At 47.7% G+C, this 25,210-nt stretch carries 26 protein-coding genes and 1 pseudogene; 8 read left to right on the top strand and 19 right to left on the bottom strand.

Annotation, left to right across the window (positions count from 1 at the left end; translation table 11 throughout):
* Positions 1–25: 25 nt before the first annotated feature.
* The 3 genes from BAMF_RS21755 to BAMF_RS21745 are packed head-to-tail and all read right to left on the bottom strand — an operon-like array spanning position 26 to position 2,532.
* Positions 26–865, bottom strand: coding sequence for a metal ABC transporter permease (locus BAMF_RS21755; protein WP_013350926.1), 840 nt, complete (start codon positions 863–865; stop codon positions 26–28).
* The gene (locus tag BAMF_RS21750) at positions 823–1,518 is read right to left on the bottom strand and encodes a metal ABC transporter ATP-binding protein (protein ID WP_014469701.1); all 696 of its coding nucleotides are present in this window, start codon (positions 1,516–1,518) and stop codon (positions 823–825) included. Before BAMF_RS21750 ends, BAMF_RS21755 begins: the two co-directional genes overlap by 43 nt.
* A gap of 54 nt (positions 1,519–1,572) precedes the next feature.
* The gene (locus BAMF_RS21745) at positions 1,573–2,532 is read right to left on the bottom strand and encodes a metal ABC transporter substrate-binding protein (RefSeq protein WP_013350924.1); all 960 of its coding nucleotides are present in this window, start codon (positions 2,530–2,532) and stop codon (positions 1,573–1,575) included.
* Positions 2,533–2,740: 208 nt separating this feature from the next.
* Between BAMF_RS21745 and BAMF_RS21740 the strand changes: the two genes are divergently transcribed.
* Positions 2,741–3,286 carry a PadR family transcriptional regulator gene (locus tag BAMF_RS21740; protein WP_013350923.1) on the top strand — a complete coding sequence of 182 codons (546 nt, stop codon included), beginning with the start codon at positions 2,741–2,743 and terminating at the stop codon, positions 3,284–3,286.
* Positions 3,287–3,781, top strand: coding sequence for a DUF4188 domain-containing protein (locus tag BAMF_RS21735; RefSeq protein ID WP_013350922.1), 495 nt, complete (start codon positions 3,287–3,289; stop codon positions 3,779–3,781).
* Here BAMF_RS21735 and BAMF_RS21730 read toward each other — a convergent pair.
* The 3 genes from BAMF_RS21730 to BAMF_RS21720 all read right to left on the bottom strand — a co-directional run bounded on the left by BAMF_RS21730 (position 3,766) and on the right by BAMF_RS21720 (position 7,543).
* Complete coding sequence (locus BAMF_RS21730) at positions 3,766–5,445, bottom strand: glycoside hydrolase family 13 protein (protein WP_013350921.1); 1,680 nt, start codon at positions 5,443–5,445, stop codon at positions 3,766–3,768. The two genes, BAMF_RS21735 and BAMF_RS21730, sit on opposite strands and share 16 nt — an antisense overlap.
* A gap of 83 nt (positions 5,446–5,528) precedes the next feature.
* Positions 5,529–6,308 carry a glucose 1-dehydrogenase gene (locus tag BAMF_RS21725; protein WP_013350920.1) on the bottom strand — a complete coding sequence of 260 codons (780 nt, stop codon included), beginning with the start codon at positions 6,306–6,308 and terminating at the stop codon, positions 5,529–5,531.
* A 113-nt stretch (positions 6,309–6,421) separates the two neighbouring features.
* Positions 6,422–7,543, bottom strand: a complete 1,122-nt coding sequence (locus tag BAMF_RS21720; RefSeq protein WP_013350919.1) for a response regulator aspartate phosphatase — start codon at positions 7,541–7,543, stop codon at positions 6,422–6,424.
* A 109-nt stretch (positions 7,544–7,652) separates the two neighbouring features.
* Between BAMF_RS21720 and BAMF_RS21715 the strand changes: the two genes are divergently transcribed.
* Positions 7,653–8,156: a M15 family metallopeptidase gene (locus BAMF_RS21715; protein ID WP_013350918.1), complete on the top strand. Its 504-nt coding sequence runs from the start codon at positions 7,653–7,655 to the stop codon at positions 8,154–8,156.
* Here the strand turns inward: BAMF_RS21715 and BAMF_RS21710 are convergent.
* On the bottom strand, positions 8,153–9,511 hold the full coding sequence (locus BAMF_RS21710) for a YcdB/YcdC domain-containing protein (RefSeq protein WP_013350917.1): 1,359 nt from the start codon (positions 9,509–9,511) through the stop codon (positions 8,153–8,155). The genes BAMF_RS21715 and BAMF_RS21710 overlap by 4 nt on opposite strands.
* Before the next feature lie 200 nt (positions 9,512–9,711).
* Positions 9,712–11,100 (bottom strand): YcdB/YcdC domain-containing protein, encoded by a 1,389-nt coding sequence (locus BAMF_RS21705; RefSeq protein ID WP_041481592.1) that lies wholly within the window; start codon positions 11,098–11,100, stop codon positions 9,712–9,714.
* 117 nt (positions 11,101–11,217) lie between these two features.
* Here BAMF_RS21705 and BAMF_RS21700 point away from each other — a divergent pair, with 117 nt between their 5' ends.
* Positions 11,218–12,213, top strand: a complete 996-nt coding sequence (locus tag BAMF_RS21700) for a DUF5105 domain-containing protein (RefSeq protein WP_013350915.1) — start codon at positions 11,218–11,220, stop codon at positions 12,211–12,213.
* Positions 12,214–12,255: 42 nt separating this feature from the next.
* On the opposite strand, the gene BAMF_RS21695 is transcribed toward BAMF_RS21700, so the two are convergent.
* The 3 genes and pseudogenes from BAMF_RS21695 to BAMF_RS21685 form a co-directional block, all read right to left on the bottom strand.
* Positions 12,256–13,188 carry an aldo/keto reductase gene (locus BAMF_RS21695; RefSeq protein ID WP_013350914.1) on the bottom strand — a complete coding sequence of 311 codons (933 nt, stop codon included), beginning with the start codon at positions 13,186–13,188 and terminating at the stop codon, positions 12,256–12,258.
* 136 nt (positions 13,189–13,324) lie between these two features.
* Positions 13,325–14,395 carry a helix-turn-helix domain-containing protein gene (locus BAMF_RS21690; protein ID WP_013350913.1) on the bottom strand — a complete coding sequence of 357 codons (1,071 nt, stop codon included), beginning with the start codon at positions 14,393–14,395 and terminating at the stop codon, positions 13,325–13,327.
* A 136-nt stretch (positions 14,396–14,531) separates the two neighbouring features.
* Positions 14,532–15,177, bottom strand: a pseudogene (locus BAMF_RS21685) (esterase/lipase family protein).
* Positions 15,178–15,615: 438 nt separating this feature from the next.
* Between BAMF_RS21685 and BAMF_RS21680 the strand changes: the two are divergent.
* Positions 15,616–16,182 (top strand): TetR/AcrR family transcriptional regulator, encoded by a 567-nt coding sequence (locus BAMF_RS21680; RefSeq protein ID WP_014469693.1) that lies wholly within the window; start codon positions 15,616–15,618, stop codon positions 16,180–16,182.
* 36 nt (positions 16,183–16,218) lie between these two features.
* Positions 16,219–17,658, top strand: coding sequence for a lincomycin efflux MFS transporter Lmr(B) (gene lmr(B), locus BAMF_RS21675; protein WP_041481591.1), 1,440 nt, complete (start codon positions 16,219–16,221; stop codon positions 17,656–17,658).
* 34 nt (positions 17,659–17,692) lie between these two features.
* Here lmr(B) and BAMF_RS21670 read toward each other — a convergent pair whose 3' ends face one another.
* Entirely contained in the window at positions 17,693–18,820 is a 1,128-nt protein-coding gene (locus BAMF_RS21670) for an aminotransferase class V-fold PLP-dependent enzyme (protein WP_013350910.1), read from the bottom strand.
* Positions 18,821–18,892: 72 nt separating this feature from the next.
* Between BAMF_RS21670 and pcp the strand changes: the two genes are divergently transcribed.
* Positions 18,893–19,540 (top strand): pyroglutamyl-peptidase I, encoded by a 648-nt coding sequence (gene pcp, locus BAMF_RS21665; RefSeq protein ID WP_013350909.1) that lies wholly within the window; start codon positions 18,893–18,895, stop codon positions 19,538–19,540.
* Here the strand turns inward: pcp and tatC are convergent.
* From tatC to BAMF_RS21645, 4 genes are all read right to left on the bottom strand, one after another.
* Complete coding sequence (tatC, locus tag BAMF_RS21660; protein WP_013350908.1) at positions 19,537–20,262, bottom strand: twin-arginine translocase subunit TatC; 726 nt, start codon at positions 20,260–20,262, stop codon at positions 19,537–19,539. The genes pcp and tatC overlap by 4 nt on opposite strands.
* Positions 20,263–20,325: 63 nt before the next feature.
* A complete protein-coding gene (locus BAMF_RS21655; protein ID WP_003156681.1) occupies positions 20,326–20,523 on the bottom strand; it encodes a twin-arginine translocase TatA/TatE family subunit in 198 nt (65 codons plus the stop codon).
* Positions 20,524–20,535: 12 nt separating this feature from the next.
* Positions 20,536–22,287, bottom strand: a complete 1,752-nt coding sequence (locus tag BAMF_RS21650) for an alkaline phosphatase D family protein (RefSeq protein ID WP_013350907.1) — start codon at positions 22,285–22,287, stop codon at positions 20,536–20,538.
* 263 nt (positions 22,288–22,550) lie between these two features.
* Positions 22,551–22,979 (bottom strand): cell wall hydrolase, encoded by a 429-nt coding sequence (locus tag BAMF_RS21645; RefSeq protein WP_013350906.1) that lies wholly within the window; start codon positions 22,977–22,979, stop codon positions 22,551–22,553.
* A gap of 153 nt (positions 22,980–23,132) precedes the next feature.
* On the opposite strand from BAMF_RS21645, the gene BAMF_RS21640 reads away from it, so the two are divergent.
* Entirely contained in the window at positions 23,133–23,516 is a 384-nt protein-coding gene (locus BAMF_RS21640) for a DUF2512 family protein (protein WP_013350905.1), read from the top strand.
* Between the two features lie 91 nt (positions 23,517–23,607).
* On the opposite strand, the gene BAMF_RS40510 is transcribed toward BAMF_RS21640, so the two are convergent.
* The 3 genes from BAMF_RS40510 to BAMF_RS21625 all read right to left on the bottom strand — a co-directional run bounded on the left by BAMF_RS40510 (position 23,608) and on the right by BAMF_RS21625 (position 25,175).
* On the bottom strand, positions 23,608–24,042 hold the full coding sequence (locus BAMF_RS40510) for a transposase (protein ID WP_076983823.1): 435 nt from the start codon (positions 24,040–24,042) through the stop codon (positions 23,608–23,610).
* Positions 24,043–24,261: 219 nt separating this feature from the next.
* Positions 24,262–24,600: a thioredoxin family protein gene (locus BAMF_RS21630; protein WP_013350904.1), complete on the bottom strand. Its 339-nt coding sequence runs from the start codon at positions 24,598–24,600 to the stop codon at positions 24,262–24,264.
* A 185-nt stretch (positions 24,601–24,785) separates the two neighbouring features.
* Positions 24,786–25,175: a DoxX family protein gene (locus tag BAMF_RS21625; protein ID WP_013350903.1), complete on the bottom strand. Its 390-nt coding sequence runs from the start codon at positions 25,173–25,175 to the stop codon at positions 24,786–24,788.
* Positions 25,176–25,210 lie beyond the last annotated feature (35 nt).

Below are 25,210 nucleotides of genomic sequence, written 5' to 3'. Positions count from 1 at the left end.
GCGGCAGATGAGACTGCAGCCCCGCTTAACGGCGGTTTTTTCGTTCTTTTCCTTTTTTAAACGCATTCCAAATCCCCTGCAGCGTAAAGCCGAGCAGAAGCAGAATGATTAACAGTAGAGTAATTGACGGCCCCGGAGGCGTTCCGAGCTGGTAAGAAGACGTCAGCCCCGTGAACACACTGAACAGAGAAATGACAATGGCTGCCGTAAACACCCATTTAAACCCTTTGGCGATACGAATCGCAAAAGCCGCGGGCAATACGAGCAGCGCGGAAACGAGCAGCACGCCGATAATCGGAATAATGACCGAAATCGCAAGCCCCGTCACGATGCTGAAGGACATTGACAAGAGATTTGTGTTAATGCCTGATGTCTTCGCCGTCGCCTCATCAAAGGTAAGCAGATAGAGCGGTCTGTTTAAAATAATGAAATAAAGCAGAATCAGCAGGGTAATGCCGCCGATAATATAGACCTGCTGCTGGCTGACCGTCACAAGCGATCCAAATAAATATTGATCGATGCTCATCGACGCGCCGCCTTTTGACAGACTGATCAGAAACATCGCAAACGACAGCCCGGCCGCCATTAATATGGCGATAGAGACCTCTGAATATGTACGGTATGCCCGCCGCATGTATTCTATGCCGATCGCTCCGATCGTGACGACAACGATGCTCGCCGCCGTAATATTGGTACTGAGAAAAAAGCCGATGGCAACGCCGGACAATGAAATGTGAGACAGCGTATCCGCCATCAGCGCCTGTCTTCTCAGCACGAGATATACGCCTAATATCGGCGCCATAATTCCGATCATGCTTCCCGCTAGAAAAGCTCGTCGCATGAATTCCAAGTCAAACATTTCCATCCGCCTTTTTCCCCCCTCTCAAGCCGTATGACTTTATCCAGATACTGCTGGACTTCATTTTGTTCGTGTGTCACCATAACGACGGTGCGGTTGTGATTTTTTACCTGATGGTGCATAAATTCGTAGAAGCCCTGTCTGCTTTCATAATCAACCGCGGTTGTCGGCTCATCAAGCATCAGCAGATCCGGATTGCTCGCAAGCATTCTCGCAATGCAGATTTTCTGCTTCTGTCCGCCGGATAAGTCGCCGATTTTCCGGTTGCGGAAATCCCACATTTCCACCATCTTCAGCGCGTTTTCCACCTCGTGGTGATCCGTTTCGTTTAATCGTTTAAACCATTTCCCTTTCGTATAACGGCCAGATTGCACAAGCTCAAGAACCGTGCTCGGAAATCCTGCGTTAAATGAAGAAATCTGCTGCGGAACATAGCCGATTGTCAGGCGTTTTCCGGCGGCATTTTTTTTACTGATCTCGGCCGTTCCTTCCCAAGGTCTGAGCATGCCGAGCATGACTTTCATCAGCGTCGATTTTGACGCGCCGTTCGGCCCTGTAATGCCGACGAATTCGCCGCTTTTGATTTCCAGCGACACGCCGTCAAGCACGGGTGTATGCGAATAACCAAAAACGATATCCTGTAATGTAACGAGATTCATGCTGATCTTCCTTTCCCGCATAGAAATAGTGTGCACCCCGCGGCGCACACTATGTTATTTAACCAATAGCGAATCTTTCAGTGCATCGAGGTTTTTCTCCATAATGTCGATATAACCGATGCCTTTATCCCGTTCTTTTTGGCTTAAACCTTCCAGTGTATTGAGCACTTCCGTTTTCGCGCCGATTTCACCGGCAAGTGTATCTGCAACTTTAGGCGATGCGACTTCTTCAAAGTAGATGATCTTCACATCATGCTTTTTGGCAAACGTTTTGAGCTCTGCCAGTTTGGCCGGGCTCGGCTCTTCTTCAGGAGAAAGGCCTGCAATCGCGACCTGTTTCAAACCGTACTCTTTAGCTAAATAGCTGAATGCCGCATGCTGTGTGATCAATTCTTTTTTCGCCGCTTTATTTAATGTTGTACGGTATAGTTTATCAAGATCCTGCAGTTTTGCAATATATTCTTTACTGTTTTTCTCATAGTATGCTTTATTCTTCGGATCCTGTTTTACGATCTGCGCCGTAATGGTTTTGACCTCTTTTTGCGCAAGAACCGGGCTCAGCCAAACGTGAGGGTCCATGCTGTGGCTGTGGTCATGACCGCCGTGATCATGCTCCTCTTCCTCTTCATCCGAACCTTCGAGCAGGTCAATTCCTTTTGACGCCTTTACAAACTTCGCATGATCGGAGCCCATGCTTTTTTCCGCTGAGGGAACCCATGTCTCCATATATTCGCTGTTGTAAACGAAAAGATCGGCGTTTTGAATGCCGGCGATATCCTTCGGCGTCGGCTCCCAATCATGAGGTTCGACCGAAGACGGGATGAGCATGTCTACATCGCCTTTGTCTTTGACAATTTGTTTTGTGAATTCGTACATTGGATAAAAGGTTGTCACGACGTGCAGTTTGCCGTTTTTCGAAGAACCTGACGAACCTTTTGTAGATGAATTGCCGCAGCCCGCCGCAATTAAAAAGCATGCTGCAATGACAATGATTCCGCTCCATTTTTTAAACAAGCTCGTTTCCCCCTGTCCTGTAAATCAGAATGATGACGATTTCCGAACCGTACTTTGTACTTTCTCGTTCATTTGTTCCTATACCATAATAAAACGAAGTAATTACGTTTTGCAAGATATTTTTTGAAAAGAATTGATGTGTAGATATGTTTCCGTTATTATTATATCTAATTGATATATATCTATTGAATATATAGGAGGGTGAAAATTGAGTAAGAAATCTGATACTTATTACGCCTTACTCGGTTTAATAACAATAGGATGTCACACGGGTTATGAAATAAAGCAAATGATGGATCGGAGTTTGCAGCATTTTTGGACCATCAGCTACAGCCAGATTTATCCTAATTTAAAACGGCTTACAGAAGAAGGATTGCTGACGGTGACAACAACCGTTCAAGAAGACCGTCCTGACAAAAAAGAATACCACCTTACCCAAAAGGGTGAAGATGCATTACAGGATTGGCTGAACGAGCCGGTCAAGCAGCCAGCTGCCGAAAAAAATGAGTTGCTGCTGAAGCTTTTTTTCAGCGATAAACAAGACACTGCCTCAAATATCCGGATGATAGAGCACTATAAACTCCAGCTCAATATGAAATATGAACTGTATGAAACAATCGAACAATCACTTTTAAAACGGGATGGTATGGAGCTTAGGCTGTTTACTATTGACTACGGCAAACGAGTGACAGCGGCCGCGATCGAGTGGGCAGATGCCGTCATCAGCAAACTGCAAAAAGGAGATGAGCTTTAAATGAAAAAACAGATGATCACCGCTTCACAGGTAACAGCCCGCTCCAATGAAGAAACCGTCGTCTTTATTATCGGTGTTCGAATTAACAAATGGCCTTCAATACATCGCTGGCTTCCTGTTGTCCGAGCAATGACGCCAATGATTAAAGAATTGTATGCCAATAAGGAGCTCGGCTTTCTCTCTATGGAAATGTCCTGTACATTACGAAGCATTACACTGATCCAATATTGGCGCTCTTTTGATGACCTTATGTCCTACGCCAAAGGAGAAAAACATATGAAAGCATGGCGGCATTTTTATCAGCGCGCGGCCGCATCTCAAGCGGTCGGTATATACCATGAAACATATACAGTTCCCGCTGGCAGTTATGAATCCATCTATGTCAATATGCCGGCATTCGGTCTCGCCAAAGCAAAAGGAAGCATCCCCGTTACAAAAGAAACGAGGACGGCTGCCAAGCGGATCAAGACTGCTCAGGATCAGGCAAGCAGATAGACTCTTGTTTCATATGGACGGAATGTTATGCAGGAATCCGCGCTTCCGGCATTTTCATAGTTGCTGAGAAGCAGTTTCGCACTTCCAGGCTCGGAACCGTCCGGCCAATAAAAGGCGGCTTCTTCTTTTGATACATTGCTGATAGAGATGAGCTTTTGTCCGTTTGCCTGTCTTTCATACACAAACAGCTGCGGGTCATCAGGGAGCAGCAGCGTGTAGCTGCCTTTTATGACGTCAGCATACTGTTTTCGTAAACGGATCAGTTTTTTGTAAAAGTTCAATACGGAATCGGGATCATTCTCAGCCTCGGCTGCATTGATCGTTTTGTAATTGGGATTGACCTTCAGCCACGGTTCTCCTTCTGTAAATCCGGCATTTCGGCTTCCGTCCCACTGCATCGGTGTACGGGCATGGTCGCGGCTTTTCGCCATGATGGACGCCATGACTTCCTCTCTGTCACGGCCCATTTCAAATACCCTTTTGTGATACATATTGACGGTCTGAATATCCTGATAATCCTCTATCCTGTCAAACGGAGCGTTTGTCATACCGAGTTCTTCTCCCTGATAAATGTACGGCGTGCCTTTCATGAAATAAAGCAGGGCGGCAAGCATTTTGGCGGATGCTTTGCGGTATTTGCCTTCGTCTCCGAACCGGGATACGATCCGGGGCTGGTCATGATTGCACCAATACAGCGTATTCCAGCCTTGGTGCTCAAGTTTTTTCTGCCAGTCTGTGAGCACTTTCTTCAAGTCAGACAGCTCAAGCGGCTTTACATCCCAATGCTCTTGTCCCGGCTTCTGATCAAGCTCCATATGCTGAAAATGAAAAATCATATTCAGCTCATGCTCATCGGTTCCCGTGTAGACCAGCCCTTCCTCAGGCGTCACTGATCCGGCCTCGCCGACCGACATCACGTCATATTTGGAAAATACCTCTTTCGTCATTTCTTTTAAGTAATCATGTATCCGTGCTCCGTTTGGCCGGAAAGGCTTCGGATCAGCCCGGCGAGCGATATAATCTTCATACGGCGGCAGGTATTCTTTTTTTGACAGAAGATGGAGCTGGTCAATACGCAATCCGTCCACGCCTTTATCGAGCCAGAATCTCATCATCTCGTACACTGATTGCCGCATTTCGGGATTTTCCCAATTCAGATCGGCTTGTTTGACGGCGTTCATATGCAGGTAATATTCACCTGTATGCTCTTCGTACTGCCAGACGGATTGTCCGTAATCCGACACCCAATCGGTCGGCGGGCCGTCTGCGGTGCCCGGCCGCCAAAAATAATATTTACGGTATTTGCTGTTCGGATTCATTTCCGCTTCTTTGAACCAAGGATGCTCTGTGGATGTATGATTTAAGACGAAATCCATCACAAGCTTTAATCCGCGGCTGCGGCATTCCGTAAGCAGATCGTGAAAGTCCTCCATCGTTCCGTAAGATTTCATAATCGCTTGATGATCCGTCACGTCGTAGCCGTTATCGACGTTTGGCGACGGGTAAATCGGGCAGATCCATATCACATCAGCGCCAAGTTCTTTTATGTAATCGAGACGCGCGATAACCCCCCGCAGGTCGCCTATGCCGTCGCCGTTCGTGTCTTGGAAGCTTCGCGGATAGATTTGATAGACAACGGCGTCTTTCCACCAGTCATTCGCCATCTTGTGATCCCCCTGTTTTTTTAGGGAACCATTTCCTTTATGATCCTTCCCTAAACAAAAAAGAGAAGGTTTCCCCTCCTCTTTTACCTTTCCAGCTGAGACGGATAAAGCGTCATGCCTCCGTCGACGAAAAGTGTCGTTCCGGTCACGTATCTTGCTTCTTCCGACACCATCCATGCGGCGGCCGCGGCGACTTCTTCCGGTTTTCCGAAGGCGTTCATCGGAATTTTTTTCAGCTGGGTCTGTTTGTGTGTTTCATCTTGCAGATCCTCATTGGACTCCGTGGCGATCGTGCCGGGAGCGATGGCATTTACCCGGATGCCTTTGTCTGCGTAATTGAGCGCCATCGTTTCCGTCATCATTTTGATCCCGCCTTTTGATGTTGCGTACTGCACGTTTTCAGGACGCGGTATTTGCTGATGGACGCTCGATATGTTTAAGACCGTTCCTTTTGTCCCGCGCTGGAGCATATGGTTAAGGGCCGCTTTCGCCCCCAAAAAGGTGCCGGTCACGTTGACGTCGATGACCTTTTGCCAATCTTCCAGGCTCATTTCATGGGGCATCGCTTCGGCGCCATTAAAGCCGGAGTTGTTGACCATCACATCCACACCGCCGAAGTGCTCTTGTGCGGCATCAAACAGCGCCTGAATCCCTTCTTCTGAAGATACATCGGCTTTTACGGTGACAGCTCGGCCTCCCGCTTTCTCAATGAAGTCAGCCGCTTCATCTGCTCCGGCGGAATCACCGAGGTAGTTCACAACTACATTCATCCGCTCCTTGCCGAAGCGTTCGGCAATGGCCTTTCCGATTCCTTTCGAAGAACCTGTTACGATCGCTGTTTTTCCCTGTAAATCCTGATACATTGTCTCATTTCCTCCCTGATGTTAATACAGAGCATGTACCCGGTTTTGACCGGCTGAAAACAGAAGGGATCATAAAAAGAACGACGAAACCGAAGCTCCCCCGTTCTTTTTCATTATGCGTAATTGTTCATTTGCAGCCTTTTTTGCACGCCGACAAGCCTGCTGAAAAAATAAGATGCCGCTTTGTAGTTCTCCCGTTTATGAAAGAAATGAGCCGCGTCCTGAAGCAGTTCCTCAGTGTCGGCCAACAGCTCCTTTGATTCCAGAATGTCAAAATACTCTTTGAGCGAATCCTGTCCGCCGTCACCCTGATAAAGCTCCTTAATCAGACGGAATTTTGTCATATAGATCTCGTCTTCCCACTCCGCCGCGCTTTTCATGCCCCGCGCATAGCTGGCGGCGGCGTCACTGTATCTTTCCGTTTTAAAGTAGATATGCGTGAGTGAAAAAACAGCCTGGATGACCTGCTGGAAGCTGTGCGCTTCAAAACCGGCAGCCGCTCGTTCAAAGTCTTCCGCCGCCTTGCAAAAGTCACCCAAACTGTACATACAGTGCCCGATATTATAATAGGCCGCAGCAATCATATAGTGATCATCAAGCCGCTCCGCGTGCTCCAAGGCGCATTCAAGGTATTCCAGCGCTTTTTCATGCTGCTGGGCGTCCATCAGGTTACCGGCAATGATAAATTTGCACTGCACCCTTCTCATTCCGTATAATTCATATTTCTTGTAAATATCAAGCGCCTGTCCCGCGTAATTCATCGAAAAGAAAGTCTGCTTGATATGATAGTACACTTCAGAAATTTTATACAGAAACTCGGCTTTCTCTATGTCATCTTCCACATATTCTAGTTTTTCCTCAGCCCGTTTATAATGAGAAATCGCTGAGATGAAGTTTTTCTGCTTAAATTCATACATTCCCCTGAAATAGTAAAAATAATATTCCAGTAAGCCGGTCAGCTTTTGCTGGTTCATCTCAATCTCAGTGAGCATTTCAGAGAACGGAGGCTGGCAGTCGCCGTCTTTCATGGGTTTTAATTTATCCAGCATGATGCGATGCCTAAATTCCATCAATGAAAAATACAATAATAAATCCTGATTTTCTTCCATATCTTCGAGTTCATATTGAATCTCCCGCTTCAGCGCTTCAGCTTTATCGGCTTCAAACGCGCGGATCAGCTTATACCATTCATTCATCTTTACGGCTACTTCTTCAGATGGAATCTTGGATTTCATAGATTTGCCTCCTTCCTCCGGCTACTAATTATGTTATATTTTACCATAGCAAATTTATGACAGTGAGCAAACAAAGATTTTAATCTATTAAAGAAAGAGAGAATTCACCATGAGATTACCAGTCAGAATAGCATTGCTTTTGATCCTCTTCTTTTGCGCAGACCTATGTTTTTCTTATGTGCAGAAAGAACTGAGGCCGCAAACGGCATTACAGGAGAGGGACATTCCAAATGCTCTTCATCCGCTCGTTAAACAAAATGCGGAATTATTGCAGACGGCCGCTCTGAAAAAAGGCATCACCGTCGTTATTACAGAGGGTTTCAGATCAATTGAGGAACAAAACGAATTGTACCGTCAAGGACGTTCAAAAAAAGGAAATATCGTCACCTACGCAAAAGGCGGAGAATCATATCACAATTACGGCCTTGCCATCGACTTCGCCCTGCAAAAAAAGGATGGCAGCCTGATTTGGGATATGACGTACGACGGAAACCAAAACGGCAGGCCCGATTGGCTTGAGGTCGTATCGATTGCCAAAACGCTCGGTTTTGATTGGGGAGGCGATTGGAGAAACTTTAAAGATTATCCTCATTTACAAATGATCCCTGGCTAATAAAACCTTTTCTTTTTTTGCTTATGCGCATCAATATACGGAGGATATACAGGCCTGTACACAAGCTTATATCCTTCATTGCCGGACGGCGTAAAATCGCGCTGCCACTCCAGCTGCAGATGAAAATCAGATAAAAAAGCGGACTTTGCTTCTTCGATAGTAACGGCCGGCACCGGATTGATCTGCTCTAACTGCTCCGGATCAATATCAGGCGCCATGTAAGCTTCCACAAGCCCGGTTACGGGACTGACAAGTATTCTCGCAGCACCGAACCGAAGCGGAATATCCCGATGCCATACGGAAAAATGGTAGCGGAACCGTCCCCTCCCGTCCGTTTTCAGCGGATTCATTTTAAAAAACTCGTCCGCTCTCGGGTAAAGCTTGTATAAAAATTGAAGCGCAACTTCCTCGCATTCTTCCGCTGAATAAAAGGCCGGGCCTTCATGCTCAATAAAAGATTTAAAGGCTGTCATCTTCCCTGTCTTTTTGTCCGTTTTCATCTTCATTGTATTTTTGTTGCTGCTTTCAAAATAGCTTTCTATACTCAAATCTTTCCGTTCCGGAACTGCCCCTTTCCGCCATGTCGTTCCGATCTCATCCCCGAGATCGCGCCGGCGCGTCTGAATCATATCCGCGGTAAACCCCATCAATTCATCGATGCTGACTTCCCGTTTATGTTCAAGCGCGGGAAGCGGTTTTGCCGATTCGTTCCTGTCCTCGCAAAACGGCTGATCCGGCACGATATCATCTTCTCCGGCCGGATAGCTGTAAGCCGGGAGAATCGGTTCGTAGACAAGGCGCGGCGTTTTCTCAAAATTGACAACGTCATAGACGAGACTGAAGGTCAGCCCGCTCATATAATGCGAGATCACCTTCTCCTGATCGACGAAGGTTTCCGGGACGGGCGCTTCACCCTTATCCCCGTAATAGAGAAACTGCACGATGAAGCCGCTCTCGGTTACATCAACGAAAAAACCCGAATCGGGGAGCGGCCGGCCGAGCACTTTTTTTGTATAGATGAAACGGATGCACCCATTTCGTTCTTCCCTCGCCTGAAAGGTGAACTTCATAAAAGTAAGCGGGCGGTGTCTGGCCGCAAACCGCAGAGCCGTCAGCTTTAATTCGGCGTCTGACAACTGAAGGTCTGAACCCGGACAGTCATTGCGTGAATATGTAAGCAAAGATCCGTCGCCGCCCAGCTCAATCGTTACCGTTTTTTCCGGATGGTTACGATCTTTCCATATATAATAGGCTCTCGTTTTTTGTTTTTCATCAAAGTCTTCTATTTCAAGCTCATAGTGCGGCGGTATGTTCCCAATCTCCAGCGCTTTTTTTCTCAGATGTTCTTTCAGCAATGGGGTCATCCTTTCAGAAGAGTGTATAAAAAAGAACTGTTTTTTATTATATAAAAATGACCTTATTCTTTTAAAGGGAAGAAAGTGCCTTTTATGTGTCTATTTTTAGCAAAGAGCGGAAAGAGCCGTATTCAGGGCGGTTATTTTTCATACAAATGTCACAGGTCACTTAAAACCCCCAAACCGAACACCTATGACCTTCAGCCTATTAAACTCATGATCGCTTCCCCCGTATGCGCCTCAATAAACCGCGGGAAAACCGGCTTGTATACGAGTCTGTACACTTTTCCGCAGCTGCCGTCATCGTAAAAGCGATCCCAAGCGAGCTCGGCTTTGATGGCCCGGCGGATTGCGTCCTTCGCTTCTTCCATTGTCAATGAAGGAACGGGATCGATATTCTCAAGCTCTTTCGGATCAATTTCCGGCGGCATATAAAAAGTGACTAGACCCGTCTTTTTGCTGACACAGATTCTTCCTTCTCCGAATCGCAAATCAACGCCGCCCGAACAGGCCTTATATGTAAGTCCCGCGTTTTCTCCTTCATCATATTGAACCCGGAAATACTGATCCGCTTCCGGAAACATGGCGAATAAAAAGCGGATGGCCATGTGATGGCATTCTTCCTCGGAAAACACCGGTTCGCCTTCTTCTTGTATAAATGACATCACCCCGGTGAGCCGGCCTGATTCTTTATCATACCTTGTTTTCAATACATGTTCATTCCGCTCTTTAAACAGACTTTCAAAGCTTTTATCTTCCCGTGCGGATTTTGTTTTTTCACGACGCCACGCTATGCCGATGCAGCCGTCCCCAAGATCGCTTTCCCTATCTTTATAAAAACCGTCATGCAGCCCGATCATGTCATTGATGCTCATCTTTTCCGCTTCAGGTTCAGGGCGTGAAATCGAGACATACGGCCGCGTGTTGTGTTCCAGCTCTTCATACTCTTCTATTTCTTCATTCTCTTCCTTCAGGTCAGCAGATATCGGCCGCGTCGGAGACACGATTTCATAGACGAGATGGGGCTTGTCATCCCCCTGCACATAGACGGACTGATGCAGTACGGTGAACAACAGCTCTGCTTCAATCTGTTTGACAAAATGAGCCGATGCTTCCCGCTTGTCCGCAATTGTCCCGGGTCTTAACAGATCATCGGCCTTCCCTTGGTACGAAAAGCCGGTTACTTCCCCTGTCACAGCTAGGTCGACGTAAAACCCGGTCAGCGGAAGCGGCAGACCGTAAGCCATCTGAACATAGGAATATCTTACATCACCATCATTTACGGAGCTTTTTTTCTCCAATTCGAACTCAGCCAATGCCCCCGGACGATGGGTTTCTAAAAACGCCCGCATCCGTTCTTCTATGTCCGTTTCCAAAAGAGGAGCAAGATCAGTCCGGAAAGCCGGACGGGATAAGTATTTCAGTTTTCCGTCCGGTTCCAATTCGACCATGATGCCGGCTTCCGGATCGTTCTTGTCTTCCCACCAAAACAGAACCTCATCTTCCTGGTATTCTTCCACATTACTCTCGTAGCCAGGAGGTACGTTTCCGATTCTGAGAGCCAGCTGTTTCAATTCTTCTTTCTTCATCATAACACTTCCTTTTCTTCCAAAAAGATCAAGACTCTTTTATACAAAACTAGTATAATTAACCTGTTCATCTATATGACTATTGAATCAACCATCATAACAACAGGGGGTAACAAGATGTCCATTAAAAAAATGAGCGCCGTGTTTTTCATTTTGCTTCTCACGGCATTTACCGCCGCTTGCAGCAGCGAAACAAGCGGCGGCAAGGAAAGCGGCACGGCGAAAGTAAAAATAAAAGATACGGCCTGGGTGACTTCAGACGATGCTGAACACCCGACCGCACTGAAAGTAACGGTCACTGTCAAAAATACGGGCAATGATCCGCTTACCGTCAAAAGCAGCGACTTCTCGCTTTATCAGAATGACGCGAAAACAGCTGCGGCCGATAAGGAAGACCGGATGCAAAGCGGCACGCTTCATGCGGACAAGACAGTGACGGGAAGTCTGTACTTCACGGCTGACGAAGGCAAATCATATGAATTGGTATATCAGCCGCAGGCAAAAGACGCGAAGCCTTTATCTTATAAACTGAAAGTCAAAGGCACAGCTCCGAAAGCAAAACCCGATCCGGCGGACGCATTATCCGCATACATTGATGTGATGCTGTACGGCCGGCATAATAAAGATTTCACCCGCCTGACCGGTGTAAATGAAAAAATGACAGCCGCCGCATACCAGGAATCGGCGAAAGCGAGCTTTATCGCTTCAGCAGGCATTTCGAAGGAACAAGCCGACTCAAAAGCCATTTCCGCTATTATTGACGCCATGTCATCAGCGCTGCGTGATCACACAGAACTCAAGGTGCAAACCAAATCCATGTCAGACGGCAAAGCCGTCCTGGAAGCAAAAGTGACGCCGCTTGATATGTCTCCGCTTGCAGGCCGGCTGCAAGACCGTGTGCAGGACTATGCCGGAAAGCATCCCGATGCTGATGAAAACGAAATTGTCAGCCATCTGCTTTCTGTCTATCCAGAAGAGTTTATGCGCCTGAAACCGGCTTCTTCTTCCGTGACGAAAGAAATCGAAATGAAGAAAAACGCCCGCGGCCAGTGGTATTTGGACACAGACGCCGACCTGGAAGGATTGACAGAAGCGTTTTTGAAAACGTCCTGACAGCAAGAAAGGAAATAGCGCAGGCTATTTCCTTTTTTATTTTCACTTGAAGATGTCACTGATATATTGAACCTCGTCTTCGGTTAATTGCACATCAAGCGCGCCCAGATTGTGTTTCAGCTGGTCAGGGCGTTTGGCTCCGGGAATAATCGCATCCACAGCCGGCTGCGAGAGAAGCCATGCGAGTGCGATATGCGCTGCAGGCACGCCTTTTTCTTCCGCAACGGCCTTCAGCTTATCCACTCTCTCCAAGTTTTGCTGAAAAGCTTCTCCCTGAAACGGCGGCCTGTTCTTTCGGCTGTCCTCAAAGACTGTGTCTTTTGTGAACTTTCCTGTCAGCAAGCCGGAAGCAAGCGGGAAATAAGGGATGAAGGAAATGCCGTTCTTTTCACAGTAAGGCAGCAGATCTTTTTCCGCCTCGCGCTGAATCAGTGAATATTCCGATTGAAAAACCTCTAAATAGCCGTCAGCGTTGAACTCCTGCAATTGCCGGAAGCTGAGATTGGAGGCGCCGATTGCTCTGATTTTCCCTTCGTCCTTCAGTTCTTTCAGCGTGCCGGCCACTTCGGCCAGCGGTGTTTTGCCGTCAGGGAAGTGAACGTAATACAAATCAATCACATCTGTTTTCAGCCGCTTCAGGCTTTTTTCCGCCTCACTCCGAAGAAATTCACGGCTGTTGTCCAGCTCAATTTGTCCGTTGACCTCTTTATGCGCACCCTTTGACGCAATCACGAGGCTGTCCCGCACGCCGCGCTCTGCGACAACTTCACCGATTAACTCTTCGGAACGTCCCAAGCCGTATATAAACGCCGTATCAATAAAATTGACGCCGCCATCCAAAGCTGTGCGGATGAGTTCTTTTCCCGTTTCATCATTAAGATTCGGAAACAGGTTATGTCCTCCGACCGCATTTGCGCCAAAGCCGATACGCTTTACCCGTAAATCCGTCCTGCCCAGCGCACGTGTCTCATCCATGGTTCCATCCCCTTCCTGTTATCGCTCTTTTTATTATTAGATAGCCGGCAGGAATTATCCTTCCTGAGGGCGCATCAATAGAAAAAACCTTGAAAAGCGTTTGCCCTTCAAGGTTTTTTTGCCGTCTATTAAGATATTAAGATGTCAGAGCCGCGGCGAAGCGATCAGCTTCATCCTGCATAGCGCCTTCAATTTCTTTGTAGCGGCTGGAAATCGTTGATGCGCTGACGCCGTACTTCTTCGCAAGCTTGGCTTGAGAAACGGACGCGCCGTTCAGAGAAATGCTGTTCACATAATATTCGACCGCTGCCGCGAAGGCTTCCGGCTTTCTGATCGTCGGTGTTTTTTTGACACAGAATGTTTTCCACAGATCAATAACGGCCGGAACCAGCTCAGCCGGGTATTCATCCCCGCTCAGACCTTTTTCAATGGCGTCCGCCGTTTCCTTCTCCATGTCATTCGCCCACTCCGCCTGTGTTTCTTCAGCAGCCGGCTTCGGCTCTTCCGCCGTTCCTAAAAGAGCGGCCAGCACAGTGTCGAAGTTCTCCTGCATAAAGCGTTCAGGCGATTTTCCTTCCGCAAGGGCCGGGGCCGCCGCCTTTTTCACTTTGCTGATCAAAGCTTCGGTCCGCTTCACAGGGAAGATCGTAAACTGCATGAAGAACTCCGCTTTTTCCGCTTCGTGGATCGGATAGCCGAGAATCAGGCTTCCCGCCGGCGGAAGATCCTGCTGGCTGACGTCCATTTCCACTTTGAATTGTTTTTTCGTCATGACATCTTCAAAGTGAATCATTCCTTCTTTCACATCTTCAAGCACCATAACGGCAGGTGTCATGCTTTTCCATGATTCAACGATTTCCCGAGTTTTCGGGCGGTTGATGCCGCCGGCTTTTTTCTGAAGATATTCTTCAAAAATCGTCTTGCCGCCTGCCAGCGGCCGGAAGAAAATTCCCCAGATGCCAAGGTTGAAGACGCCGATGTCTTTTGTCTGTCTGTCCAGCTCCGTAATGAACTCGTGCTGGTTAATAAATGATGAAATGCCGTCTCTATGTGCTGTAAAGGCGTACTCCATTAGGCTTTCCTGAATCTGTTTCGCTTCTTTTGCCGCGATGTCTGCCGGAATGTCAGCTGCTTTACTTCCGCAGCATTTTTTATATTTCTTCCCGCTGCCGCATGGGCAAGGGGCATTTCTTTTCACTTTTCCCACAATAAACCCTCCGAATTCTGATATAACTTTATTATTTTAACAAAAATAACTTCAGAGGGCTTGGTTTACGGCGAAAAAAGAATATGGAAGAAAAAAAAGACCCCGGAAATTCTCTATGTCCGGGGCTCTGAATCTGTTAATTCGTATTTTGCCCGCCGCCGTTCAGACCTTCTTTAATCAGCCCGTTTACTTGGCTGTTCATTAAAAGTCCGATGTGCCCGACACCGTGAATCTGCACGTTTCTCGCGCCGATCAGTCGTGACAGCGGGTTCATGACGATTAAGTCCGCTGAGCTGTAATTGATGTATATAAAATCTTTTGGTTCGGATCAGTTCCCGGAAGCGCTCTGTTGGTCACAAGGCCGTTCGCTCCGCCGAGTGTGACGACGTTTGCGATTTTGTCCCCGCCGTCAAGATTTTTAATGTAATAGAGTGTGTTGGCGCCGCCCATGCTGTGCGCGACGATATCGACTTTATTCGCGCCTGTTTCGCTGAGCACTTTTTTCACGTAATTTGACAGTCTCGGCGCATTGTGTCTGTTGTTTCCGGTTTTGTCCAGAAAATCAATGGCGTACATCTCATTTCTTGACCCAGCCTTGGGATGCCAAGTACGTTTTGATTCCCGCGAAGTTAAAGGACGCTCCGCCGATTCCGTGGACCATGACAACCGGATTATGACCTGAGGAGGCTTTTGATACGGTCGGCTGGAAGGCAAATACGGAAATGACGGACAGCATACAAAACTGTAAGGATGGCTAGGATTTTGCTTTTTATTTGTTTCATGAACTTTCCTCCTGCTATGTAATATTTTTGCAATTTTCATTCTATTAGAGGAGAAAAGGAAAAAATAGTGTATTATTTACTGTTTTCTACAAATAAATAAGAGCGGAAAAATAAGAAAGTCGCCCCTTTCCGATAGCACGATTATGCTTTAATACGGCAATCAAAAAAAGGATAGAGCGCCCGGTTCTCTTTTCCTAGATGCATTGAGCATCGGCTGTTTGAGAGTTGAGAGGATTTGAAGCTGTCAGGCATGAAGAGAAAACTCCCCCTATCCCTGCTTTTGTTCTTCCATCATATAAAAACAGCATGCCTTAACGATTTTTGAATCTTCCTGAGAAAAGATCCGTTTCAAAAATCCTTGACACCGCCATGTGAAATCACGATAATAGACCAGTCACTATATTTAAATTTGTCATCAATCAGTAAGGTGGGAACATAATAAGTTATGGAGATTCTCGTGAAAAAATACTCGCCGCGGCAACCAAGCTGTTTCAGCTGCAGGGGTATTACGGCACGGGTCTGAATCAGATTATTAAAGAAAGCGGTGCGCCGAAAGGTTCTCTTTACTATCATTTTCCGGACGGCAAAGAGCAGCTCGCCATTGAGGCTGTCAATGAAATGAGCCATTATATCCGTATGAAAATAAAAGAAAGCCTTGATGCCTATCCTGATCCTGCGGAAAGCATTCAAGCGTTTTTACAGGACTTATCACGCCAATTTACATGTCCGGAGAACTTCGAAGGGTTTCCTGTCGGTTTACTGGCTGCCGAAACTGCTTTAAGAAGCGAAAAACTCCAGCAGGCCTGTCAGTGCGCTTATCAGGAATGGGAGAATCTGTTCGCGGGCAAATTGAGATCTGCCGGTTTTTCTGATGAAAAAGCGGCGGAAATCAGCACTGTTTTAAATGCCATGATAGAAGGCGGCATCATTTTGTCCTTAGCCAAAAAAGACAAAATGCCGATCATCCATATTTCAAAACAAATCCCCAGCCTTCTGAGGACATAAAATACGAGAGACATGTTACGTATGTAAGAGAGGAGAATGATTTTGGAAAAGGCTCAACCTTCCAAACAATATAAAGTCATGCCGATCATGATTTCTTTGCTGACGGCAGGGTTTATCGGCATGTTCAGTGAAACGGCGCTGAATATCGCCCTGACTGACCTGATGAAGGAGCTGCATATCACTCCTGCGACCGTCCAGTGGCTGACGACGGGCTACCTGCTCGTTCTCGGTATTCTTGTGCCGGTTTCGGGGCTGCTGCTGCAATGGTTTACGACGAGGCAGCTGTTCATCGTGTCACTCGCCTTTTCCATTGTCGGTACGCTGATTGCGGCCCTTGCGCCAAGCTTTCCGTTTCTTTTGGCGGCAAGAATCGTACAGGCTTTAGGAACCGGGCTGCTGCTGCCGCTGATGTTTAATACGATTCTCGTCATCTTTCCGCCGCATAAGCGCGGAGCGGCGATGGGGACGATCGGGCTTGTCATCATGTTCGCCCCTGCGACCGGTCCGACTTTTTCAGGGCTTGTGTTAGAACATTTGAACTGGCATTGGATTTTCTGGATTTCCCTGCCGTTTCTTGTCTTGGCTCTTTTATTCGGAATCGCCTACATGCAGAACGTATCAGACATTACAAAGCCGAAAATTGACGTGCTTTCAATTATTCTGTCTACGATCGGATTCGGCGGCATCGTCTTCGGTTTCAGCAATGCGGGCGAAGGATCAGGCGGCTGGTCAAGCCCGACGGTTATCGGTTCGCTCACTGTCGGTGCGATAGCGCTCATCTTATTTTCCATCAGGCAGCTGACAATGAAGCAGCCGATGATGAATCTGCGCGCTTTCCGCTATCCGATGTTTATTCTCGGAGTCGTGATTGTATTTATCTGTATGATGGTTATCTTATCAACAATGCTTCTATTGCCTATGTATTTACAAAGCGGACTGATGCTGACGGCGTTTACGTCGGGTCTCATCCTGCTGCCGGGCGGTATTTTAAACGGCTTTATGTCTCCGGTGACAGGGCGTCTGTTTGATAAATACGGGCCGAGGTGGCTTGTCATTCCCGGGTTTGTCATCACGGCAGCCGTGCTTTGGTTTTTCTCAAACATTACCGGCGCTTCGACGGCCCTTCTGATCGTCGTGCTTCATACATGCCTGATGATCGGCATTTCCATGATCATGATGCCGGCGCAAACGAACGGGTTAAACCAGCTGCCGCCGGAATTTTATCCGGACGGAACGGCCATTATGAATACGCTCCAGCAGATGGCCGGCGCAATCGGCACTGCGGTGGCGGTCAGCATCATGGCGGCCGGTCAGAAGGATTATATGAGCACCGTGAAAAATCCAAATGATCCTTCCGTATACTCCCACGCGCTGATTGCGGGCGTCCAGCACGCTTTTATCTTCGCAATGATTGTCGCCGTGATCGGCCTGATCAGCGCTTTCTTTATGAAACGGGTCAAAGTGAATCACTCATAAGAAAACAGCAGACTCTCCATGAGTCTGCTGTTTTTTATATACCGCGCGCTTTAGCCAGTTCATCAATCGCATAAATAAGGTCATCGGCCGTGTTATAGAAATGCGGCGCCAGCCGGATGATTTGCCCGCTGAGCGCGCCTACGATGTTTTTCCGTTTCAAAAACGAAGCCGTTTCCGCCGCTTTTTCATCCCATATGGAAATCATGCCGGGCCTGTCATCGGCAGACGTCGGGCCTGCGAGGCGCAGCCCTTTTTCAGAAGCGTATTCGTACCCAAATGCGCTGAGTTTTTTTACTTCTTGATGAATGTAATCTGTGCCGATATCGTTTAAAAGGGATAAAGCCGCCTGTGCCGCATATATGCTGATAAATGCCGGGGTTCCGGTCTCGAAGCGTTTGGCTCCGTCAGCATAAGAAAAATGGGTCAAATCCAGCATCGACGCCCGCTGCTGCCCGAACCACCCGGTGACTTTCGGATTCAGTTGTTCGGCAAGTTCCTTTCTGACATAAAGAAACGCCGTCCCCGGTATGCCGAGCATATACTTTCTCGCACCCGCGGCCAGCATATCAACTCCCCACTCGTTCACATCAATCGGGACATGCCCCGCCGATTGATAAGCATCGACAAAAAGAAGCGATCCCTTCTTTGCGGATATCTCCGCAATGCGCTTGATATCCTGGACAAAACCGGATGTAAATGACACATGGGGCACACAGGTGAAAAGCGTCTGCTCCGTAATATACGTCTCATACCGCTCTAGCGGAATCATTCCTTCTTCAGACGGAATCACTGAAAGCTCCATCCCAGTCTGAGCCTTCAGAATGTGAGCGATCGCCGGAAAATCCAATTCCGTATACACCGCCTGTTTCTTTCGGCAATCTGGTAAAGCGGAAACGACGGCAGAGGCGGCAGCCGTTACTGAAGGTAAAACGGCAATTTCTTCAGGCTGGGCGCCGATCAATTTCGCAAACTCACATCTTGCCTGCTCCATGCGGCCGATGGCTTCCTCCCAATTTCCTCCGTACTGAAGCAGGCTTTCCTGATAATCGGTTATCGCTTTTGACACCGGCCGGGCAAGAGCGCTTTGAGAGCAGCTCGCGAGCATCGTATGTGTTTGGAGCACCGGAAATACAGATCGGTATTGCAGTAGAGGCGAATTCAAGACATGTTTCCCCCTTCGGCAGGAATATATGTCCATTATAGAGTATGGTAAAAAGAAAAGGAGGGTTTTTTGATGGAGAAAAAAGTATTGCTTACAGGCTTTGACCCCTTTGGCGGGGAGACGGTCAATCCTTCATGGGAAGCGGTCAAACGGCTGAATGGTGCCGCTGAAGGCCCCGCCTCTATCGTATCCGAACAAGTTCCGACCGTTTTTTACAAGTCCCTTGCCGTGCTGCGCGAGGCGATAAAGAAACATCAGCCTGACATTATCATCTGTGTCGGACAGGCGGGCGGCAGAATGCAGATCACGCCGGAACGGGTCGCGATCAATCTGAATGAAGCGCGCATACCGGATAACGAAGGAAACCAGCCTGTCGGGGAAGACATTTCTCAAGGCGGTCCCGCAGCCTATTGGACCGGCCTTCCGATCAAACGGATCGTTGAGGAGATTAAAAAAGAAGGCATTCCCGCGGCTGTATCCTACACGGCGGGGACGTTTGTATGCAATCATCTCTTTTACGGGCTGATGGATGAAATCAGCCGTCATCATCCGCACATCCGTGGCGGGTTTATACACATCCCGTACATTCCAGAGCAAACCTTGCAGAAATCCGCGCCGAGCCTCAGCCTTGATCACATCACAAAAGCGCTCAAAATCGCCGCGGTGACCGCCGCGGTGCATGAGGACGATATTGAGACCGGCGGAGGCGAGCTTCACTAAGCGGCAGACGGCGTCTCGGCCCATTTCTTTCGGTAAACGATGCGGGACAGCGTCACACTGATTTCGTAGAGGACGAGCAGCGGAATCATGACGAGAAAGTCAGACATAAAATCCGGCGGCGTAATCAGCACCGAGACAACGATCAGCAAAAAATACGAAAGCTTTCTCGCCTTCGCCAGCCGGGTTGGGTTTACGATCCCCAGACGCGTCAGAAACATGACGGCCAGAGGCATTTCAAACAAAAACCCGAACGGCAATGTAAGATTAAGCATAAAGGTAAAATACTTATCCGCCGTAAATACCATGTCAAAGTGGCCGGCGGATAATTGTGTTAAAAATCCGAGCACAATCGGAAAGAGCACAAAATACCCGAAGGAAATTCCGATGATAAACAAAACGGAAAGCCCCGGAATGTAAAGCAAAGCGGCGCGGCGTTCAAACGCGGTCAAGGCCGGCGCCGTAAAACGCCAGAGCTGAAAGGCGGCAACCGGAATCGTTGCCGTAATGGCGCAAATTCCCGCAATCATCATGTACACCCATAAAATCTCGCTCGGGCCTAAAACGGCCAGTCTGCCAGGCAAATCCTTGATCAGCCAGTCATAAATATCCTGTACAAACCAGCAGGCGCCGATAAAAAACACGAGAAAGGCGATGACGGTTTTAATGAGACGCTGCCGGATTTCCTCTAAATGCCCGATCAAGTGGGTTTCTTTTTTATCCAATCGTACATCCTCCTTATATGAAAGAAGGGGCAGAAGCGGATTCGTCTGCCCCCGTGTCATGATTCAGCCTGCCGTTTTATCTTTCTCAGCCGTCTGCTTGTCCGGCTCTTCATTTGAGACCAGTGTTTTTGCGGCGCTTTTAAATTCAAGCAGCGTCCGGCCGGCTGCACGGCCAATTTCCGGAAGCTTTGAAGGTCCGAAAATGATGAGAGCGATGACGAAGATCAGGATTAACCCGGGAATGCCGATATTTGAAAACATGAGTGTGCCCCCTTATTGTGAGATTTTGGCCCGTTTCTTTCTCATTTGCTTTTCGTGCGCATTGTTATGGGCGAAGAATCGATCCTCTTCCACTTCGTTTGACTGCTTTAAGCCTCCCGCAACCGCGTTTTGAGAGACCTTCCGAATCCCCGTCTGGTCTTTCTGATAAATGAAGGAAGCCCGTGTGGATACCTCAGCCCCCGGCTCCGTCACATACGGCACCACTCTGTAATCCGCTCTCCATTGGGCGGGCGTCACCGTACAGCGGACATAGCCGCGATAATCGTTAAAAAACTTGATGTGCAGGTTTTGTTTTAAGATCTGATCCGTATCGGCCCGTTTATCCGCCCCGTTTCCTCCAGATGTAATGGAAGTCCCGACGAATTCGGCTCCGAAAATCTTTGAATTCGTTTGATTAAAATCGGTATGCAGGTTTGACGCCCAGCTTGCATGAACATCACCCGTCAGCACGATGACATTGTTCAGATTTTTGCTTTTTATAAAATTGATGACCCGCTCCCGCTGAGCCGGGTAGCCGTCCCATGAATCCATGCTGAATATCGGATTGGCGGTTGTTCCGAAATTCCATTGCGCGAAAAAGATTTGCTGCGCCAGCACATTCCACTTCGCTTTTGAGGCGGCTAAATTTTCGAACAGCCATTGCTCCTGCTCTGTCCCCATCAATGTGCGTTTCGGGTCTCTCCACTCATCAGAAGGGGGCTTATTCCCGTCTCCGTTGGCCTGGTCATCTCTGTACTGTCTTGTATCAAGCACATTAAACGAGGCTAAATTGCCATATGAGAATTGCCTGTACAGCCGCATATCAGGACCGTTCGGCAGTGACATGCGCCTGAGCGGCATGTGTTCATAATAAGCCTGATAAGCTGCGGCCCGTCTGAGCACAAACGCTTCAACCGATTGGCCTTTTTCAGGGATGACATTGGCATAATTGTTTTCCACCTCATGATCGTCCCATGTCACGACCCACGGAAATGCGGCGTGGGCGGCTTTCAGATTGGCATCAGAGCGGTATTGGGCGTGACGGTTGCGGTAATCTGCCAGTGTATACACTTCGGCGCTGCTGTGCGTCCTGACATTCCCCGTTTTTGACACATATTCATTCGGTCCGTATTCATAAATGTAATCTCCGAGATGGAAGACAAGATCAAGCTTTTCCTTCGCCATATGCTTATACGCCGTATAATAGCCGTGTTCATACTGCTGGCATGAGGCAAACGCAAACGTCATGGCGGACACGTCAGCACCGGGGGCGGGTAGCGTTTTCGTCCGGCCGACGGGGCTGAGCTCATGCCCGCTTTTAAACCGGTAATAGTACACTTTATTGGGCTTGAGCCCGTCCGCTTCGACATGGACGGAGTGTCCGAGATTCGGCTTGGCCATCTCCGTTCCGCGTTTGACGATATGGCGGAAATGTTCATCAGTGGCGATTTCCCAATTTACCGGCACAGCCTGCTTCGGCATGCCGCCCCCATTCAGCGGGTCCGGGGCAAGACGCGTCCAGAGAATGACGCTGTCAGACAGCGGGTCGCCGGAAGCTACGCCGAGGGTGAACGGATAGTTAGAAAATTTCGGAGCGGCATTCACTTCAAACGCGCCGATGGATTGCGCGATCGCTAACCCGAGGGAAAGGCCGGCGATTTTCCCCGCGCCCTGTATAAATGCGCGGCGGTCAAACGTATTGTTCTGAAAGCTTTTGTTCTCCAATTCCTTGATCCATTCATCTAAACGGCCGTCATGTGTCATGTCAGTTCCCCTTTCTTCTCATTGATCGCCCTCATTATAAAAAAGAAATGTTAAACCGCTATGAAGAGTGTGAAGGATTTGTAAGGCCGGAAAATGAACGGCGGGAGACATTTTTCACATTGTTTCGACAAACCTTTGCCCAGCCGGGAGAAATCCCCCTCTGTTTCTTTTTGGCTTTTCATCCGTCAAGCGCACTTTGTTCCTATTTTTCTTCCCAAGAAATTAAAAAAACACCGTTCATTCCAAGAACGGTGCATCCGGGATTAAAATGTATTGTACACGTTTTCGCATGTTTCGCCTGTCGGCTGATAGAAGCAGTGGGACTTGAATCTGCCGACAAACGGCTGATTATACCAAGTCGGCGGGCAGTCTCCCGGCGGCTTAAAATACCACAGACTGAATTTAGCCGGCCAAAACCGTTCACCATTAATCGTCCGGCGGGCAAGCCTCCGCTCGGATTCGCGCGGCCTCTGGTAAAAGTATCCGTGAGTCACCGCTTCAAACGCGTGCGGCTGAAATACCATCTGCCTAATGGTGCGCAGGCCTTTAAAATCAGAACAATTCGCCCGCACCCGATTGATTCCCACATTGCCGACCAGCAGCATTCCCTGCTTTCCTTCGCCTTCCGCTTCCGCCCTGAGCAGCCTTGCCATTAGATCGACATCGGCGCTCGACGCTTTTACGACTGCCATCATGACACCTCCCGTTTTTACTCCTTTCATCATATTCAGCCGCGGCCTAGTGATGACAGACAAAAGCCAGAAAACAAATGTTCACGAAAAAAAGGTTTATATTTCACATGATGAGGAAACATACTAACATGATTTCCATAAGGAGGAATTCGCATGGAGCACATTAAAGCGCTTGCCATTAAAGGCATTATGACCATCATTATTCTGTATCTGATACTGGGCTTAGGTTTCCGCTTTACATTCGGCGACGTGCTGCTGATGACCATTGTGTTGGGAGCCGTTTCCTACTTTACGGGCGATCTTTACGTGCTGCCAAGATGGAATAACATTACGGCGGCGTCCGCTGATTTCGGAATCGCGTTTCTTGTTGTATGGCTGATGGGAATGCCGCTGTCCATGGGCATTTCAGGAGGAAGACTGGCGTTTGCCGCTCTTATTTCCGCCATCATCATTGCTGTCGGAGAATACTTTTTCCATATCTATCTGATGAGAAAAGACTTGGGCGGGTCCCGTTTTTTAGAGCCCCGATCTGAATAACGCAAAAAAGGCCGGATAACGGCCTTCAGCTTGTAGAGAAAATGATGTTTTTTCTACAAGCTTTTTTGTTTTGTACTGTTTCTTTCCATATTCATTTGATTTCAGGTGCAGAAAAAGCACTCCCACATGCCTTGGCTAGGTATGCGGCAATCTTCTTCATGTTCTGGCATGCGGCTGTGAGGAGAACTTGTTCCCTCACATTTTGTTTTCCCAACCAGCAATAGCGAAGCATCTGTTTTGAATCTGCAAAGCTTCGCTCGATTTTTTCTTTTTTTGCAGAGGTTTTTTCCTGAAACAGACAAACGATTTTGTCTGACCTTTTCTTTATCATCCTCCCATACATGTCGGGTGATGACCTTTTGGTGGTTCTTTGATCTTGTGCATTGTTCGAGAATGGGCATGCGGAACAGATTTCAGGATTTGATTTATATGATCGATATCCTTTTCGGTCAGTTGCTGCGTATGTAAGCGTTTGGTGATTTAGACAAATGGATCTGTCTTGTTCACTGTCATAATGAAATTTCAATTTTGGAAACAACCCTCGGGTAGGGCGGTAACGTCTATGTATTTATCAATTTTTCAAAGCAGGTGATCCTCTTCGACAAGTTGGTCAAGCAGAACAAATTCTTTCTTTTATTTTATGACAGGGGAATGGATATTTTAAGGAAAAAATAAAGGCTGTCGAGATTTTCTCGACAGCCTGATCCCCTTAAAGGGGGCTTTTTATTTGTAAAGTATAAACGCTTTATACATCTTGATATAACTGATAAACCCTTTTCAGCCTTTCTTCGAGCTGTTCAAAATGAACGAAGCGGGCTTCTCTCAGAAACTCAGTCCCATCAATGAACAAAAGAAGCACGGGGACAGTGAAGACTGAAAATCTGCCGGCAACCTCTTCTACCTCGTCAGCATTGATATGCCCCAATTTGATTTTTAGAAACTGATCCAATACTTTTCTGAGCTGCGGCAGAACAGCGTGACATACTGTACAGGCGGGCCTTGAAATGTAGATAAAACTGAATTGATGCTGTTTAATAAAATTCTCGATAGAATCTAATGAATGTAAGTCTGTCAGCTCTTTCATCAAAACCCTCCTTCAAATCGGCTCGTCTTTCATGACCAAACTCATCAATACTCGTACATTCACTATACACATTTATATTGATCATATCCGTTTTTTTGCTTTGCAGAGCACCCGCAAATGATGCTTAAAATTCCAAAACGAAAGAACAGTTACCGCTTTTCGGTAACTGTTCTTAGATACTTATATTAAAAATGCACAGCGTACGCCCCTGAACCGATGAGTGCAACTCCGATGGAGACTACAATCAGCACCAAGTTATATTCAAAACCGCCTGCACCGTTCGCAAACCCTTTCGCTCCATGAACTTTTACAATGGCACCTAACATAATGATCGTTATGATAGCAGCTCCAAGCGGGAGGAATACACCTAAAATAAATAAAATTCCGCTTGCGAGTTCCCCGAGACCTGATAAAGCGGCCGCGGCGTTGCCTGGTTTAACTCCAATTGACTCGAACCATTGTCCGGTTCCTTTAATCCCGTATCCGCCAAACCAGCCAAATAATTTTTGTGATCCATAAAACAGAAACACCACACCAATCATGATTCGAATAAGCAACAATCCTGCATCTTCCATTTTTATCTCCCCTTATTTTTCATATTATATGATGT

Origin of the sequence: Bacillus amyloliquefaciens DSM 7 = ATCC 23350, assembly GCF_000196735.1 — a bacterium.
Taxonomy (GTDB): domain Bacteria; phylum Bacillota; class Bacilli; order Bacillales; family Bacillaceae; genus Bacillus; species Bacillus amyloliquefaciens.
The sequence above is the reverse complement of the archived record's forward strand: the minus strand, read 5'-3'. Positions and strand labels throughout refer to the sequence as shown.